This is a genomic window from Williamsia muralis, assembly GCF_051487485.1.
Taxonomy (GTDB): Bacteria; Actinomycetota; Actinomycetes; order Mycobacteriales; family Mycobacteriaceae; genus Williamsia; species Williamsia muralis_B.
On sequence record NZ_JAHVCV010000008.1, the window covers coordinates 133,970 to 149,256 of the forward strand.

General features: G+C 65.5%; 15 protein-coding genes. 9 read left to right on the forward strand and 6 right to left on the reverse strand.

The features are described from left to right. Positions 1 to 1,341, reverse strand: a complete 1,341-nt coding sequence (locus KXR83_RS21040; RefSeq protein WP_437426496.1) for an NtaA/DmoA family FMN-dependent monooxygenase — start codon at positions 1,339 to 1,341, stop codon at positions 1 to 3. After that, the gene (locus tag KXR83_RS21045; RefSeq protein ID WP_437426497.1) at positions 1,338 to 2,558 is read right to left on the reverse strand and encodes an LLM class flavin-dependent oxidoreductase; all 1,221 of its coding nucleotides are present in this window, start codon (positions 2,556 to 2,558) and stop codon (positions 1,338 to 1,340) included. Before KXR83_RS21045 ends, KXR83_RS21040 begins: the two co-directional genes overlap by 4 nt. A gap of 176 nt (positions 2,559 to 2,734) precedes the next feature. Between KXR83_RS21045 and KXR83_RS21050 the strand changes: the two genes are divergently transcribed. From KXR83_RS21050 to KXR83_RS21060, 3 genes are all read left to right on the forward strand, one after another. After that, positions 2,735 to 3,001, forward strand: a complete 267-nt coding sequence (locus tag KXR83_RS21050) for a hypothetical protein (protein ID WP_437426498.1) — start codon at positions 2,735 to 2,737, stop codon at positions 2,999 to 3,001. 111 nt (positions 3,002 to 3,112) lie between these two features. After that, on the forward strand, positions 3,113 to 3,409 hold the full coding sequence (locus KXR83_RS21055; protein ID WP_023957568.1) for a WhiB family transcriptional regulator: 297 nt from the start codon (positions 3,113 to 3,115) through the stop codon (positions 3,407 to 3,409). Between the two features lie 52 nt (positions 3,410 to 3,461). After that, complete coding sequence (locus KXR83_RS21060; RefSeq protein WP_437426499.1) at positions 3,462 to 4,343, forward strand: aldo/keto reductase; 882 nt, start codon at positions 3,462 to 3,464, stop codon at positions 4,341 to 4,343. Positions 4,344 to 4,377: 34 nt separating this feature from the next. Here KXR83_RS21060 and KXR83_RS21065 read toward each other — a convergent pair whose 3' ends face one another. Together KXR83_RS21065 and KXR83_RS21070 are read right to left on the reverse strand one after the other, a co-directional pair. After that, the gene (locus KXR83_RS21065; RefSeq protein ID WP_437426500.1) at positions 4,378 to 4,725 is read right to left on the reverse strand and encodes a 4Fe-4S binding protein; all 348 of its coding nucleotides are present in this window, start codon (positions 4,723 to 4,725) and stop codon (positions 4,378 to 4,380) included. Continuing rightward, positions 4,722 to 6,314, reverse strand: coding sequence for an FAD-binding protein (locus KXR83_RS21070; RefSeq protein WP_437426501.1), 1,593 nt, complete (start codon positions 6,312 to 6,314; stop codon positions 4,722 to 4,724). Before KXR83_RS21070 ends, KXR83_RS21065 begins: the two co-directional genes overlap by 4 nt. A 174-nt stretch (positions 6,315 to 6,488) precedes the next feature. Here KXR83_RS21070 and KXR83_RS21075 point away from each other — a divergent pair, with 174 nt between their 5' ends. Next, positions 6,489 to 6,920, forward strand: a complete 432-nt coding sequence (locus tag KXR83_RS21075) for a PPOX class F420-dependent oxidoreductase (protein WP_437426502.1) — start codon at positions 6,489 to 6,491, stop codon at positions 6,918 to 6,920. A gap of 12 nt (positions 6,921 to 6,932) precedes the next feature. On the opposite strand, the gene KXR83_RS21080 is transcribed toward KXR83_RS21075, so the two are convergent. Then, entirely contained in the window at positions 6,933 to 7,370 is a 438-nt protein-coding gene (locus KXR83_RS21080) for an SRPBCC family protein (RefSeq protein ID WP_437426503.1), read from the reverse strand. A gap of 286 nt (positions 7,371 to 7,656) precedes the next feature. On the opposite strand from KXR83_RS21080, the gene KXR83_RS21085 reads away from it, so the two are divergent. The 5 genes from KXR83_RS21085 to KXR83_RS21105 all read left to right on the forward strand — a co-directional run bounded on the left by KXR83_RS21085 (position 7,657) and on the right by KXR83_RS21105 (position 13,121). Further along, complete coding sequence (locus KXR83_RS21085; RefSeq protein WP_437426504.1) at positions 7,657 to 8,175, forward strand: DUF6764 family protein; 519 nt, start codon at positions 7,657 to 7,659, stop codon at positions 8,173 to 8,175. A gap of 184 nt (positions 8,176 to 8,359) precedes the next feature. After that, entirely contained in the window at positions 8,360 to 9,328 is a 969-nt protein-coding gene (gene ppk2 / locus KXR83_RS21090) for a polyphosphate kinase 2 (RefSeq protein WP_437426505.1), read from the forward strand. 85 nt (positions 9,329 to 9,413) lie between these two features. After that, complete coding sequence (locus tag KXR83_RS21095) at positions 9,414 to 10,238, forward strand: hypothetical protein (RefSeq protein ID WP_437426506.1); 825 nt, start codon at positions 9,414 to 9,416, stop codon at positions 10,236 to 10,238. A gap of 54 nt (positions 10,239 to 10,292) precedes the next feature. Then, the gene (dinB, locus tag KXR83_RS21100) at positions 10,293 to 11,504 is read left to right on the forward strand and encodes a DNA polymerase IV (protein WP_437426507.1); all 1,212 of its coding nucleotides are present in this window, start codon (positions 10,293 to 10,295) and stop codon (positions 11,502 to 11,504) included. Between the two features lie 96 nt (positions 11,505 to 11,600). Next, entirely contained in the window at positions 11,601 to 13,121 is a 1,521-nt protein-coding gene (locus tag KXR83_RS21105) for a DUF2079 domain-containing protein (RefSeq protein WP_437426508.1), read from the forward strand. Positions 13,122 to 13,135: 14 nt separating this feature from the next. On the opposite strand, the gene KXR83_RS21110 is transcribed toward KXR83_RS21105, so the two are convergent. Next, a complete protein-coding gene (locus tag KXR83_RS21110) occupies positions 13,136 to 15,217 on the reverse strand; it encodes a prolyl oligopeptidase family serine peptidase (RefSeq protein WP_437426606.1) in 2,082 nt (693 codons plus the stop codon). Positions 15,218 to 15,287 lie beyond the last annotated feature (70 nt).

The window sequence follows — 15,287 nt, forward strand, 5'->3', positions numbered from 1 at the left end:
TCAGCCCGCCGGACGCGTCAGTCCCAGGTGGTCGCGCAGGGTGAAGCCTTCGTAATCGGTCCGGTAGACGCCGCGTTCCTGCAGTAGCGGGACCACCTTGTCGGCGAACTCGTCGAGCCCGCCGGGGGTGATGTGCGGAACGAGAATGAAGCCGTCGCTTGCATCTTCCTGGACGAATTCGTTGATGGTGCGGGCGACCGTGTCCGGTGACCCGATGAAGGACTGCCGGCCGGTCATCTCGATGATCAGCTCGCGTGTGGTGAGGTTGTCCGCCTCGGCCCGTGCTCGCCATTCGTTCGCCACATCGCGCGGATCGCGGTGGATACGCACGCTGGCCCGCCCCTTGGCGACCGTGTTCTCGCCCGGCAGGGGATCGATCGACGGCAACGGGCCGTCGGGGTCGTGGTCGGAGAGGTCGCGGTTCCACAGCTGCTCGAGAAACTTGATCGCGGTCTGGCCACTGACCTGTTGCAACCGGATCTCGTGTGCGCGGTCGGCGGCGTCGGCGTCGGTGTCACCGAGAACAAACGTCGCTGCCGGCAGGATCAGCAGGTCGTCGCTGCGTCTGCCGTAGGTGGCCAGTCGGCCTTTGACGTCCTTGTAGAACGCCTGGCCGTCGTCGAGTGTGGAGTGCCTGGAGAAGATGGCGTCCGCCCCCGCAGCAGCGAACTCACGACCCTCGTCGGAGTCGCCGGCCTGAAAGATGACCGGGCGGCCCTGGGGCCCGCGGGGGACGTTGAACTGCCCCGAGATGTCGAACTGGTCGTCGCGGTGGGTGAACGAGCCGGCGTCAGGGCGCCGCAGGTACGTCCCCGACTCCTTGTCGGCCACGATGTCGTCGTCCTGCCACGAATCCCACAGTTCGATGGCGACTTCGAGGAACTGCCTGGCCCGGTGATAGCGCTGCTCTTTCGGGAGGTAACCGCCTCTTCGGAAGTTCTCTCCGGTGAACTCGTCCCAGGAGGTCACCACATTCCACGCGGCCCGGCCGGCGGTGAGGTGATCGAGGCTCGCGAACTGGCGGGCCACCTCATACGGCTCGTTGAACGTGGAGTTGATGGTGCCGGTCAGGCCGAGGTGTTCGGTGACGGCGGCGAGTGCGGCGAGCACGGTGAACGTGTCCGGCCGACCGACCACGTCGAGGTCGTAGATCAGCCCGTTCTGCTCACGCAGGCGGAGTCCCTCGGCGAGGAACAGGAAGTCGAACTTCGCACGCTCGGCGGTGCGTGCGAAGTGCACAAACGACTCGAACTCGATGTGACTGCCCGCATCGGGGTCGCTCCACACCGTCGTGTTGTTCACGCCCGGGAAGTGCGCGGCCAGATGTACCTGCTTGGTCATCGGTTGATCAACTCCGCTGTGGTCTGGAATCGGTTCACCGGACGGGAGAGACCGAGATGGCCTCGCAGAGTGCTCGATTCGTAGTGGGCGCGGAACAGGCCGCGACGTTGTAATTCGGGGACGAGGTCGCGGGTGATTGCTTCCAGATCAGCAGGTATCGCACCGGGCCGCAGCCGGAAGCCGGTGATACCGGCATCGGACAGTTCGGCGAGTCGATCGGCGAGGGTCTCTGCGGTTCCGGTGAACACCTCTGCGTCGCTTGTGTATTGGATGTCCGCTCGATCGTCGAGTCGCGCTTTGTGTGCTTCGGCTGCGGTTGTCGTGTCACCGAGGAAGACCACGAGGTCGGCGAACACGTGGACGATCTCGTCGGTGCGGCCGGCCTGGTCCTGCGCCGTACGGATGATCTCGATGCTCGCCTTGGCGTCGCCGACGTCGGACGGGGTGATGAAACCGATGTCCGCTGATGTTGCAACGAACTGATACGGGATGTTCTGGTGCGCAAGGGCGGTGATGATGGGCTGACCTTGCGGTGGTCGAGGCGTGATGGACGGTCCTCGCACCGAAAAGAACCGGCCTTCGAAGTCGATGTAGTGCAATTTGTCGCGGTCGACGAAGCGTCCGGTGGCCTTGTCGCGGATCTCGGCGTCGTCTTCCCAACTGTCCCAGAGCCTTCGGAGAACCTCGACGTAATCGCCTGCCTCCTCGAAGAGGTCGGCCACAAGCTCACCGACCACCGGGTCGCCGGCATCGGCGACCGCGAGCTCCGCGAACGTGCGCCTGCCGAACAGGGCAGCCTCGTGTGGTCGCGGCGACACCTGCACCCGGACGCCGGCCCTGCCGCTGCTGACGTAGTCGAGGGTCGCGATCGCCTTCGACAGATGGAACGGCTCGGTATGGGTGACGGTGGCGGCAGGAATCAACCCGACATGCCGCGACAGGGGTGCCACCCGTGACGCGATCAGAACCGAGTCGAGCCTTCCGCTGACTCGGTCGGTGCGTGGTGAGGGCGCATCGAGCGCGGCCGGCCGGATACCGAACGTGTCCTCGATCGTCACGAAGTCCACCAGCCCGGATTCCGCGACGCCGACCAGGTCAGCCCAGTAACGCGCGGTCAGCAGTTCAGCGGGCCTTGCCGTGGGCTCGCGCCAGGCGGCCGGATGCCATCCCGCGCCCTCGAGGGCGATCGCGAGATGCAGTTTGTCGGTGATCGGCATTCAGAACTCTCCGGTGAAGGTCGGCGGGCGGGACTCGATGATGGCGTGTTGTCCTGCCAACGGACCTGTCACGACAGAGATTCCTGTGGGCGGAGTCTCGATCAGCGTGACTCTAACCCTCGCCAACTGCGACGATCACCGGCTCAATGGGTGATAACCGTCTATTGGAGCGTGCCATGCCCATGAGCAGTCTGATGTCCGCCGATCACCTCATGATGGCGGCTGCGGCCGCGCATCCCGAAGCGCCACAAGCAATACCGACGATGCACCTGTGCGCGCCCGTCGAAGGGCGGCCCGATGATCGGCACACCCGTTCGGCTCTCGCGGCGCGGGCGATCGAGTACAGCAGGCGTTACGGGGGAACCTCGTGCGGATGGTTCGCCCGTCTGCGTGAAGAACTCGACTCCCGTCGCGACCTGAGCGCTCACGGTAAGTCTGCTTGACTGCTCGCCGTACCGATGTCAATGGTTCGGACTCGGTCGGCGACAACACTCCGCTCGGCGCATGTCGTCATGAATGCTTGGCGGCAGAGAGCGGTCAACCAAGGGGAGTGGGTGGTGGAAGTGTTTGCGTTCGGCGCCGAATCAGGTGTGGGCGGCTGGGATTGGCGGGTGCGCGGGCGTTGCCGCGATCAGGGGATCGATTGGGAGATCTTCTTTGCACCGTCCGGGCGAGAGCCCGCCGCAGTCCGACGGCGCCGCGAGGCCGAGGCCAAAGCACTGTGCAACGGCTGCCCCGTGGTGCGGCAGTGCCGCGACCATGCCGTGGAGTTCGACGAGAAACACGGCATCTGGGGAGGGATGACGGTCGACGAGATCGCGGCCGTCGCTCGTGACGCCCGTTCGGCGTGAGGCGGCCACGATGTGGAACGGCCGTACCGTTGCTTCTCGTTACGCTGGTTCCATGACCACAAATGTTCCGACCATCGACCTCAACTCGGGGACGTCCATTCCGCAGCTGGGCCTGGGGGTGTGGCAGGCGTCCAACGAGGAGACCGAGCAGGCCGTGCGGTCTGCGATCGACGACGCCGGTTACCGCCACATCGACACCGCGGCCGCGTATGGGAACGAAGAGGGTGTCGGCCGTGCTCTTGCGGCCGCGTCCGTGGATCGTTCCGAACTGTTCGTGACCACAAAACTGTGGAACGCCGACCAGGGATTCGAGCCGGCGAAGCAGGCGTTCGACCAGAGCTTGTCGCGGCTCGGGCTGGACTACGTCGATCTCTACCTGATCCATTGGCCTCTGCTGGACGACGACCGATTGCTCAGGACGTGGGACGCGCTCGAAGAGATCGCGCAGAGCGGTCGCGCAAAGGCGATCGGTGTGTGCAACTTCGAACCCCGCCACCTCGAACTGCTGGCGAACCGGGGCGGAACGTTGCCGGCCGTCGATCAGGTGGAACTGCATCCGCATCTGCCGCAGCAGCAGATCCGCGACGTCGCGGACCAGCATGGCATCGTCGTCGAATCGTGGAGTCCACTCGGAGGCACCAGCAATTCGGGCTGGGGCAAGGACTCCAAACCGAACACCCTGTTGACCGATCCGCTGATCTCCCGGATCGGTGAGCAGCACGGCAAGTCCCCCGCGCAGGTCCTGATCCGCTGGCATCTGCAGAACGGACTCGTTGTCATCCCCAAGTCGGTCAACCCCGACCGGATCGCCCAGAACATCGACGTGTTCGACTTCGAACTCACCGACGCCGATCTCGGTGACATCGCCACGCTGAACGACGGGGTACGCGTGGGGGCAGACCCCAACGAGTTCAACGTCGGTGCTCCTGAATGATCATCTGACGCAGCACTGAGCGGTGCGAGGTTGGTCAGTCGCCGACGGCGATGATCCTGGGTGGCAGCGCTCCGTGCGGGATGGTCGGACCGATGGCCACACGGCTCCCCGGCGTCCGCCCGTGACCCCAGCCGAGCTCGGCCCGATAGGATCCGACCGGCGCGTTTGCCAGCGTCGTCCGGTCGGCGACCGGCTCGGACGACGGCGCCACATAGAGTGCGTCGGTGGGGCAATACGCCTCGCACATGAAGCAGGTCTGGCAATCCGATTGCCTTGCGATACGGGGGATCCCGTCGGTCCCGCGGTCGAACACATCGGTGGGGCACGCGTCGATGCACTTGTCGCACCCGATGCACTTGTCCGCCAGGACGAGTTCGATCATGACGCGTGGGCCAGTGTCGGAGCGGTGGCCCGCGGCCGTGTCCACACCTCGTCCAGGCCGCCGGACAGGATGTGGTGGTGCTGGCGCGGGTCCTGATCGGGATGGTCCTCACGCTTGCTCATGCCACGAGTTTCGGTGCGGCTCAACGCAGACCGATACATCCACCGGCCCACGGCGGTGACCGCGGCTGCTTGTCTCGCCCGCACGCGGTCGGGGCCGGCGAGAGGACCCAGTTCGGCAGACAGGCCGGCCCACAGGGCGTCGAGTTCGTTCACCGCCTCCACCAGTCGATCTCCATGCCGCAGGTAGTTCTTGCGCAGCGGGAGCAACTGTTGTCGCGCCGCCGCCATCACCTCGTTGGGCTGCAGCGCCGGGCGGGACGTGGGACGCAGCCCGGCCCGGCCCGCGCCGATCAGATCGTGGTGACCGACCGGGGACTGGGCCAAGGCGTGCTGTGCCGCAGCGGAACCCGCCCAAGTGCCGGACGACATGGCCCATGCCGAATTGTGGCTACCGCCACCGGTGAAGCCTCCGCAGATCCGTTCCCTCGTCGCCGCGTCACCTGCCGCATAGAGTCCTCGCACCGAGGTGGCGCAGGTGTCGTCGACGAGGTCGACACCTCCGGTTCCGCGGACCGTGCCCTCCGCGATCAGATCCACCTCGAAACGGTCGGTGAACGGATTGATGCCGCGGCGGTCGAACTGCAGAAAGAAGTTGGGCTGACCGAGACGCATCCTGCGCTGTACGTCGTCGTCCGCGCGGTCCAGCTGGGCGAACACCTTCTCGCTGAGCAACGTTCGTGCAATCACCGAGCGTCCACCGGAAGACCCGGCGCCCTCGAGTACGCGCCCGTCGTCATGGAAGAAGGTGGCGTATCCGTAGTAGGCGGTCTTGGTCACCGTGGACCCGGCTGCCGCGATGCCGTAAGCGTTGGAGAACTCCATCCCGGAGAGTTGGGCTCCCACCTCTGCGGCCATCAGCGTTCCGTCGCCGGTGTCGACGTTTGTGCCCAGCGCCCGGGACAGGAAAGCGCAACCGCCGCTGGCCAGCACCACCGCGCCGGAGGTGATCGAGTAGTCGCGATGGTGATGTCGTTGGTACCCGGCCGCACCGCGCACCGAGCCGTCGGGTTCCACCAGTAGTTCCAGGGCTGGGGAGTGGTCGAGGATCGTGACGCCTGCTCGCGTGATCCAGGCTCGCATCCGCCGCATGTATTCGGGACCCTGCACACCCGTGCGGTTCTCCCGACCGGTGTCGGGGTCGACGGGGAAGGGGTAACGGCCCTCGGTCGCCAGGCGGTTCATGTTCAGGTAGGTCTGGTCGAGGACGCGGTCCATCCAGGTATGGTCCGCGAGGTATCCCCCCAGAGCTTCGCGGCTGGCCTTGGCTGCGCCGCGCAACTCCGGATCGGGGGCCACGTACCAGACGCCGGTGCCCGAAGGCGCTGTGGCGCCGCTTGTTCCGCAGTATCCCTTGTCCACGAGGATCACCTCGGCGCCACCCTGCCGGGCGTGCAGCGCCGCCCACGCCGCGGCAGGGCCGCCGCCGATCACGAGCACGTCGGTGGACAATTCCAGTGGTGCTGACATCGGGCTCCTGATGTGACTGGCGTACGGCGACGCGGGTGTACATCGGAGGTTATGGCGGCACGGGGTACGGCAGAACCGTTGCGGTCAGGGTGATTCTGGCCCCGGCTTGATCACGGACCGGGCGCCGAGATCGGCATACTTGCGGCACCGAACGCGTGGGGCGATAGTCGAGGTATGCCCACCGCCCGAGCTGACCTGTCCGAGTTCATCACCGAACACACCCGTGGGACCCTGGCGACCATCCGGCGCAGCGGGGTCCCGCAACTGTCCACCGTCAGCTACTCCTTCGATCCACGAGAGCAGTGCGTACGCATCTCGGTCACCGCGGATCGGGCCAAGGTCGCCAACCTGCGTCGTGACCCGCGCGCCAGTATCCACGTGAGCAGCGCTGACGGATGGAACTACGCGGTGGCCGAGGGTCGGGTGGAACTGAGCCCGGTGGCAGCTGCGACCACCGAGGACGACACCGTGTCGGAGTTGATCGACCTCTACCGCGACGTACTCGGCGAACATCCGGACTGGGACGACTTCGCCCGCGCCATGGTGGAGGACAAGCGACTGGTCATCCGTCTCTACGCCGAGCACCTGTACGGCCGTATCGGCTGACGGCCCGGGGCGTCAGCGCTGGCGGCGCTTGGCCTCCTCCTTGAGTCCCTTCTGCGCGGTGTTGAGCGCCGTCTTCTGGGCCTGCTTCACGATCAGCCCCGGCAGCTTCACCTTCAGTTCCACGTCGAGCACGAACTCGACATGGGTCTTGTCGCCTTTGGGGGTGAGCGTGTACTGGCCGTGCTGGTAGCTCAGCTGATCGGCTTCGATCAGGTCCCAGGTGCAGGTGTTCTCGGTCCAGCTGTAGTCGAGGAGCTGGTGGTCGGTAAGGCCGACCGCCTGCAGTTCGAGCTTCACCTTCTTGGGTGCGCCGTCCTCGTGTTCTTCGAGGATCTCGACCTTCTTGTGGGGGCCGGACCAGTGCGGCAGCGCCTCCACGTCCATCAAGATCTCCATGACGACGGCGGGAGGGGCGTCGATGTCGAATTCGGTCTTCGCGTTGACAGGCATGGACCAAAAAGTACACCTGCCGGCGCGCCGTCCCCTCGTTTTTGCGCGGGGGAGTCGCGGCGACGTGGGCATTGTCGGCGACGGAGTTTTCGTGATCAGACCGATGCACAAGAACGGGGGTTGTGTCCGCTCCGGCCGGAGTATGGTCTGTTCGGTAAGGCCGACGTGGTACCACTGCACCGGCCGGCCAATGCCTTGACGGGGGGCACTGGATACGTGTTTTTCGTTCGTGATGGGACCAATGTTGTTCAGTAGTAATGTCTTTCGTGTTCGTTCTCGTGGCTTGGTGCGGGCGGGGGTGGCCGGGCTGATCGGTACCGCGGCTCTCGCGCTGGCCGGTCTTGCAGGGGCGGGTGGAGCATCGGCCGACCCGTTGACCTGCACTGCGGCCAACGGGCACAACGTGATTCGGACAGACGGGTACGGCGCCTGTGGAGCGAAGGCCGGCCCCGGAAGCTTTGCGCATGCCGAGGACCACAGTCGCAACGGCACCGCCGTCGCATCGTCGAACACCGGCGGAAACGCCAATGCGTACAACCTGCAACCGAATACGTCGGCTCTGTCCGGTGCGGTGACGGGTGGCACGGGATACTCGATCACCACCGGGCCCGGCGGGATGGCCGTCAGCCAGGCTCGTGCGGGCGGTACGTCGATAGCGGTTGCCGGCTGGGGTGGCATGGCCTACTCGGGCCCCTACGGCACCACGTGTTCGGGCAGTTTCGCCGCGGCGGTCGACACCTCGACCGGGCAGGCCTGCATCGGATCCGGCGGCATCTGGCTCTCCACCCCGCGGCCGGCCTCTTAGAACCCACACTGCGGGGGCAGAAACAAACCCCCGCACATCCATGCGAAGGGCGGCGCCGATCACGGTGTCGCCCTTTGCCCTGTCTGGGTACCGGCGTCCGGCCGATGTCGACCGCGACCGCTGCATCACCGCCAGTTCACCCTTCGGCCATGTAACTGCGGTGCGTCCGGTTTAACTTGGAGAGGTGAATGAAATTCTGCGCCTCTCGGATTTCGGGCCCGACCACCCCGACGTCGGTCCCGACTTCAGCGTCGTCGCGGGCCGCGAGGCCCTCCAAAAGATCGTCGACCTCGCCGACACCACCAATTTCCTCGTCGACGACCGCGATGATGACGATCCCCGGCTCCTGACCCTTCCCGGGCGCAACGTCATCGACACCTGGCGTGAGGACTATCCGTACGACGAGCGCATGAGTCGCGACGAGTACGAGCTGGAGAAGCGGCTGCTGCAGATCGAGCTGCTGAAGTTCCAGAAGTGGAGTAAGCGCACGAACAGCCGGCACGTCTTCGTCTTCGAAGGGCGCGATGCGGCGGGCAAGGGCGGCACCATCAAACGTTTCATGGAGCATCTGAACCCGCGCGGTGCCCGGGTGGTCGCGCTGGAGAAGCCATCCGAGCGCGAATCGACCCAGTGGTATTTCCAGCGGTACGTACAGCATCTGCCCGCCGCAGGCGAGATCGTCATGTTCGACCGCTCCTGGTACAACCGCACCGGAGTCGAGCGGGTGATGGGGTTCTGCACCGACGAACAGCACGCTCAGTTCCTGCGGCAGGCCCCGCTCTTCGAGGCCATGCTGATCGACGACGGTATGGATCTGGTGAAGTTCTGGTTCTCGGTGTCCCCCCTGGAACAGCGCACCCGCTTCGCGATTCGTCAGGTGGACCCGGTGCGTCAGTGGAAGTTGTCTCCGATGGACATCGCGTCGCTGGACAAGTGGGACAAGTACACCGCGGCCAAAGAAGAGATGTTCGCGGAGACCGACACCGAAGAAGCGCCGTGGATCGTCGTCAAGAGCAATGACAAGAAGCGGGCCCGCATCAACGCGATGCGGTATGTGCTCAACCTGTTCGACTACGACGACAAGGACGTCAACATCGTCGGCGAGCCGGATCCGCTCATCGTCGGCCGGGCACGCGATCTGCTGGGGGAGTAGACCATCGATGGCACTCGCGAGTGATCGTGTGACGGTCATGGCCCGCCTACCGCGGTTCACGCCGCCCGATCTGTAACCTGAGCCGGTGCGTTCCTTCCTTGCCGCAGTGCTGTGCCTGGTCGCCATCGTCGCGGCCGCTGTCGCCATGCCCGCCTACTTCGTGAACGAGCGGGTTGTCGATCGTGACGGATTCCGGGAGACCGTGGCGCCGCTGGCCGACAACACGACCGTGCAGCAGTACATCGCCGACGAGATCACCGCCCAGGTGTCGTCGCAGGCACCCCTTGTCCCCGACGGCCTGATCGCCCCGCTGGCCGACGCCTACACCAAGAGCGACAACTTCGAGCAGGACTTCGCCGACGCGATGATCCAGCAGCACGTTTGGCTGTTCAAAGAGGCCACGCCCGAAACCGAGGGCGAGGTGATGTCCCTCGACCTGACTGAGATGGTCAACCGAGTCATCGCGGACGTGGGTTTCGGTGGCATCGAGATCAAGGGGCCGATCCTGGTGCCGCTGAGCGATTCAGCCCAGTCGGGACTCGAGGCGGGCCGGTACCACAATCTGGGCAACCAGATCGGTCTGCTCGCGATCAGCTCGTTGGTCATCGCAGTGGTCGCCACGGTGCTTGCCCTCGTGGTCGCACGACGGCGGGGCTTTGTGCTCCTGGCCGTGGGCTTCGGGGTGATCCTCGGCGGGATCGCGACATGGCTCCTCGGGGAGGGCGTCCAACGACGGGCACTCGACGAGGTCTCCGGTGCCGACGACTCGGCCCGGGAGGTCGCCGACATCATCGTCGACAAGGTCGTCGGTGACATGCAGGAAGTGGGCCTGATCGCAGTCGGCGCCGGCGTCGCCCTCGGCGCGGTGGGCCTGCTGATCTCGGTTGCGCTGGAGCGTCGCCGCTACTGACCCTCGCGTCGCGCCACGCACTCCACGAGTGGTGTCAGACCGGCATGCGAACATGTGTTCGTGTCCGAAGAGCCGCGGGAGCTGGCCAGCATCCTGCACGCCGACCTCGACTCCTTCTATGCCTCGGTCGAGCAGCGTGACCACCCCGAGCTGCGCGGCCGTCCGGTCATCGTGGGCGGTGGAGGCGTGGTGCTCGCGGCGAGTTACGAGGCCAAGGCCCGCGGGGTGCGCACGCCGATGAACGGGCGCGAGGCGGTCGCGCTGTGCCCGGACGCTGTGGTGATGCGTCCTCGTTTCGACAGCTACGTAGAGGCGAGCAAGGCAGTCTTCGACATCTTCCGGGACACCACGCCACTGGTGGAGGGCATCTCGATCGACGAGGCGTTCCTCGATGTCGGCGGTCTCTACCGGGTGAGCGGGTCACCGGCCCAGATCGGTGCCCGATTACGCGAGCGGGTGCGGATCGAGGTCGGGCTGCCGATCACTGTCGGCATCGCGCGCACCAAGTTTCTTGCGAAGGTCGCCAGTGCGGTGGGAAAACCAGACGGGCTGCTCGAGGTGCCGCCGGGTGGTGAACTCGAGTTCCTTCACCCATTACCGGTGGAACGGCTCTGGGGTGTCGGGGCGGTGACGTCGCGCAAGCTGCGCGACGCGGGACTGTCCACCGTGGGCGACCTCGCGGCCGTTGGTCAGCCGACTCTCGCGTCGCTGCTCGGGCGCGGCGCCGGTTCGCACCTGTATGCGCTGTCGATGGCGCGCGATCCACGCCGGGTGGAGGTGGGGCGTCGTCGCCGGTCGATCGGTTCACAACGAGCGATGGGTCGGCGGCCCAAAACCCAGGAGGATCTCGAGGCGTCCATGGTGGGCATCGTCGATCGTCTCGGTAAACGCCTGCGTAATGCAGAACGCGTGTGTCGCACCGTGATCCTGCGGTTGCGGTTCGACGACTTCACCCGGGTGACGCGTTCACGAACTCTGTACGAACCCACCGACGGCACCCAGGTACTCATGACGGCCGCGCGTGCGCTGCTCGATGACGCCATGCCGATGATCCGGGACAAGGGCTGCACGCTGATCGGGTTGTCGTTGACGAACCTCGACAGCAACGACTCGATCCAGCTCGCGCTGCCGTTCGACGAGCATCATCAGGAGAAACTGGACATCACCATCGACGGGCTCAGAGACCGTTTCGGGGCGGGTGCGGTGACCCGGGCCGTTCTCATCGGACGCGATCAGGGCATGGCTGCGCCGATGCTCCCCGACTGACACCGGTCGGGATGTGGGCTCGATCGGGAGTCGGGACCCATCAGCGCGAACACAGAATCTCGGGTTACGGTTGCTGAATGTCTTGGCAGGCGACCCATGGATGAGGAGACCGAGGTCCGCGCAACCGGCACTGCGACAGACGTGTCGTCGCGGCAGCCGGACGGACCGGCTCCCGATTCGTCGACCTCCACCGGCGGGAGTGGTTCGGCGCGGAAGCGACTCGCCGACATATTGATCGCGGTCCGCACGCCGCCGTGGATTCTGGCGCTCGCCACGTTCGCCGTGTTGGCGACGATCTACTGCCTGTATTCGATCCAGCGCCACGAACGGTTCGGCTCCACCGGGTGGGACCTGGGAATCTTCACGCAGGCAGTGAAGGCCTACGGGCACTTCCGCGCCCCCGTCGTGCCGCTCGAAGGCACCGACGTCAACCTCCTCGGTGATCATTTCCAGCCCTGGATCGCGGTGATCGGACCGCTGTATCGGCTGTTCCCGACGCCGGTCACCTTGCTCGTCGTGCAGGGTTTGCTGTTCGCGCTCGCCGCGATACCGATCGTGCGGCTGGCCGCCACACGACTCGGCATGGCGGTCGGGGTCTTCATCGCGATCGCCTACGGGCTGGCATGGGGGATCGCCCAGGCACTGGCGTTCGACTTCCACGAGATCGCGCTCGCGGTGCCCCTGCTGGCGTTCAGCCTCGTCGCCGTGGTGGAAGAGCGCTGGCGGGCTGCCCTGCTGTACGCCCTGCCCCTCGTCTTCTGCAAAGAGGATCTCGGCGTGACGGTTGTGGTGATCGCTGCCGTCGTCGCGCTGCGATTCGGCCGCGTGTCCTATCGATGGGCCATCGGGACCGCGATCTGGGGCGCCGCCTGGACGCTGATCGCGGCCAAGGTGATCATCCCGGCGATGGGCAGCGGCGACTACACCTACGAATCGAAGTTCGCCGACTCGCCCGCCGAGGGTGTGCGCGGGCTCATCATCGGGGTGTCGCAGGGTGACGCGCGCGCCTCCACCGCATTTCTCCTGCTGGTGATCACGCTGTTCTTGGCCGTTCGCTCACCGATCATCCTGGTGGCGGTGCCGACCCTGGCCTGGCGTTTCTTGAGCGTGAACCATCTGTACTGGGGCTTCGGCTTCCACTACAACGCGACGTTGATGCCCATCATGATCGTCGCGATGCTCGACGCGTTGATCAGACTGCGGGGGCGGTCGATGTCGCAGCGTACCGTCGTCGGATTCGCTGCAGCGGCTGCAGCGATCGCGGTGGTCCTGGCCTGGGCCGGGCCGTTGGACCGGCTGACCGAACGCGACTTCTATTCACGCGGCGACCAGGCGCAGGCCGTCGACGAGTTCGGCGCGATGATCCCCGACGGCCAATCCGTGGCCACCACCAACAACCTGGCTCCGCATCTCGTCGCCGATCACGAGGTGACCCTGTTCCCGAAACAGAAGCGTGATCGTTCCACTGCGCAGTGGATCATGGTGGACACCAACATCTCGGGCCTTTTCCCGGCCAACAAAGCGGACACCAACAAGGCGCTCGAGAAGATCGAGAACAGCGGGCAATACGTGCGCGTGGCGGCCGACGACGGTGTGGTGCTGCTCAAACTCCGCTGACCCGCCGGCCTGACTCACCCGCCCAATTTCTCCCACAGGAACTCGTAGGCAAGGGCTGACTTGAACGCGGCCTGCTTGTTGTCGGCGGCGCCGCCGTGCCCGCCTTCGATGTTCTCGTAGTAGCTCACCGAATGACCGAGCTCCTCCATGCGTGCGACGAACTTACGTGCGTGGCCCGGATGCACTCGGTCGTCACGGGTGGAGGTTGTCATCAGAAGTGCCGGGTACGTCGCATCGGCCCGCAACAACTGGTAGGGCGAATACTTGGAGATGAACTCCCACTGCTCGGGGTCGTCGGGGTCGCCGTACTCGGCCACCCACGACGCTCCTGCCAGCAGCAGATGGTAGCGCCGCATGTCGAGCAGTGGAACCTGGCAGACCAAAGCGCCGAACAGTTCTGGGTAACTGGTGAGCATCACGCCCATCAACAACCCGCCGTTGGAACCACCCTGTGCCGCGAGCTTGTCCGCGGTGGTGAGCCCCCGGTCGACGAGATCCCTTGCCACAGAAGCGAAATCTTCGTACACCAGATGCCTGCCCGCGAGCTGGGCCTGGGTGTGCCAGGTGGGGCCGTACTCGCCGCCGCCGCGAATGTTCGCGATCACGTAGACACCGCCGCGGGCAATCCAGTTCCGACCGGATATCGCGCCGTACGCGGGTGTCATCGAGTTCTCGAAACCCCCGTATCCGTACAGCAGGGTGGGGCCCTGCGACACATCGTCCCGCTTGATCACGAAGTAGGGGACCCGCGTGCCGTCGTCGGACGTCGCGAAGTGTTGCGATGCGGACACCGTGGACGCGTCGAACAACTCGGGTGATTGCTTGATCGGGGCCACGCCGTCGGTGCTCGACCCGTGCAGCAGGCTCGGTGGTGTGGTGAAACTGCTTGCCGACAAGAACAGTTCGTCGCTGTGGTCGGGGTCGGTGTCGAGTACGGAGATGGTGGCCAGTTCAGGCAGACCGGACAGCTCGGACACCGACCAATCGGTCACGCTCAGCAATCGGAGTTCGGTCTGCACATCGCGCAGGGTCACGAGGACCAGATGTGCGGAGGTGAACGAGAAGTTCTGCAGGCTGGTGTGGTCGTCGGGTTCGAAGAGAACGGTCCCTGAGCGGTCGCCCGCAAGGTACGACGGGTAGTCGAACACGACCAAAGTGCCGGTGGCGTAGGTCGATTCGCTCTGATCCTGGCTGCCGATCCCGGAATCTGCGAGGTTCCACGGCGATCGGGTGAATACGAGCAACCAGTTGCGGTGCACACTGGTGTGCGCATCGGTCGGGACGTCGATCAGGGTGGGCTCTCCGTCGGTGAGCTCGTAGAACTCCTGATTGAAGAAGTCGGTGGACCTGATCAGGAAATGTCGTTCGAACCCGATCGTGTCGTCGTACATCGCCTGTACGGCAACGTCACTCGTTGCGCCCGTGTATACCGTCTCGGCTTCCTCGAGTGGGGTGCCCCGTGACCAGCGCTTCACCACCCGCGGATACCCCGAGTTGGTCAGGGAGGACTCGCCGTCGGGCTGATCGCCGAAGTCCGTGCCGACATAGACGGTGTCCTCATCGATCCAGCTGATGTCGGATTTGTTCTCCGGGAGCTCGAAACCACCGTGATCGGCGGTGATCCAGGTGCGCGTACGCAGATCGAACTCGCGGACGACCGACGCGTCGGCGCCCCCTCTGGACAGCAGGATCAGCGCCCGGTGGTGGTCCGGCCGTAGGACGAGGGCGCCCTTCCACACCCAGTTCTCGCCCTCGTCGGCGGCGACCGTGTCGAGGTCGATGAGCACGTCCCACTCGGGTGAATCGGTGCGGTACTCCTCGAGGGTCGTCCGGCGCCACAGCCCCCTCGGATTCGTCGCATCTCGCCAGAAGTTGTAGAGGTGCTCGCCGCGGCGGCGTACGTAGGCGATGCGGTCGTCGGTGTCGAGCACCTCCAGCGCGGCAGCCTCCAGGTCGGCGAACCGACTGCTGGTGGTGAGGGCCTCGATCGTGGGCTGGTTGTGCTCGCGCACCCACGTCAGAGCGTTCTCGCCGGTTACGTCTTCGAGCCAGAGATAGGGATCGGTGTCGCTCACCGGACCCAGTCTGCCGCACATGCGTTCCGTGCCCCGCAACTGATCTGTCGATTCGGCCCCATCTCGATCGTCATCACTGTGCACGACCGTC

Excerpts from the sequence above, each read along its gene's own strand:
- KXR83_RS21110 (WP_437426606.1), bottom strand. The coding sequence starts at position 15,217 with ATGTGCGGCAGACTGGGTCCGGTGAGCGACACCGATCCCTATCTCTGG.
- KXR83_RS21060 (WP_437426499.1), top strand. The coding sequence starts at position 3,462 with ATGACCACAAATGTTCCGACCATCGACCTCAACTCGGGGACGTCCATT.
- KXR83_RS21065 (WP_437426500.1), bottom strand. The coding sequence starts at position 4,725 with ATGATCGAACTCGTCCTGGCGGACAAGTGCATCGGGTGCGACAAGTGC.
- KXR83_RS21070 (WP_437426501.1), bottom strand. The coding sequence starts at position 6,314 with ATGTCAGCACCACTGGAATTGTCCACCGACGTGCTCGTGATCGGCGGC.
- KXR83_RS21105 (WP_437426508.1), top strand. The coding sequence starts at position 11,601 with ATGGATGAGGAGACCGAGGTCCGCGCAACCGGCACTGCGACAGACGTG.
- KXR83_RS21040 (WP_437426496.1), bottom strand. The coding sequence starts at position 1,341 with ATGACCAAGCAGGTACATCTGGCCGCGCACTTCCCGGGCGTGAACAAC.
- KXR83_RS21080 (WP_437426503.1), bottom strand. The coding sequence starts at position 7,370 with ATGCCTGTCAACGCGAAGACCGAATTCGACATCGACGCCCCTCCCGCC.
- KXR83_RS21050 (WP_437426498.1), top strand. The coding sequence starts at position 2,735 with ATGCCCATGAGCAGTCTGATGTCCGCCGATCACCTCATGATGGCGGCT.
- KXR83_RS21075 (WP_437426502.1), top strand. The coding sequence starts at position 6,489 with ATGCCCACCGCCCGAGCTGACCTGTCCGAGTTCATCACCGAACACACC.
- KXR83_RS21045 (WP_437426497.1), bottom strand. The coding sequence starts at position 2,558 with ATGCCGATCACCGACAAACTGCATCTCGCGATCGCCCTCGAGGGCGCG.